Origin of the sequence: Campylobacter concisus (assembly GCF_002913545.1) — a bacterium.
Classification (GTDB): Bacteria; Campylobacterota; Campylobacteria; order Campylobacterales; family Campylobacteraceae; genus Campylobacter_A; species Campylobacter_A concisus_AV.
In genome coordinates, this window is record NZ_PPBR01000088.1 from 1 (window position 1) to 501 (window position 501).

Sequence of the window (501 nt, forward strand, 5' to 3'; positions counted from 1 at the left end):
CGTCCCAGCTGGCTGATTTTTAAAAAGCGAACCCTCGTTTTTACGAACAGGCGCGTTTTGAGTGGCGTTTTGCCCAGTTTGAACCGAGGTGTTTGATATGTTTAGAGAATTTGCTACGTCCATTTTCTACTTTTTATTTTCTCTATCGGTAAAATTGCCATTTTGCTGAATAGTCGCGATGCCAGCCGTCCTTGCAACGAGCCTGTCGTTGTACTCTTTTCTCATGTGCTGCGGTATGGTCTTTTGCGTTAGCGCAAATAAGATAAGCCCAACATAAAGCACCAAATAGACATAGATAAAGCCAAATGCGCCAAAAATTTTCATCGCATAGCTCATAAGAAGTGGCGAGAAAAGCGAGGCAAAAGAGTAGCTAAAAAGCAGCGCACGTGCCACTTGGACGCTCTTTGTCTTGTCTGTGATCTCGTCATTTGCCCTAGCAAGCGAAAGTCCGTATGTGCAGAAAATTCCGCCGCCAAAGAAAAATGAAAGTATGTATTGAAT

The 501-nt window shown here is 43.5% G+C and carries 1 pseudogene; it reads right to left on the bottom strand.

Features of this window, described 5'->3' with window-relative positions:
- Positions 1-126 precede the first annotated feature (126 nt).
- Positions 127-501 (bottom strand): annotated as a pseudogene (locus tag CYP05_RS04990) (MFS transporter); the annotation flags it as partial.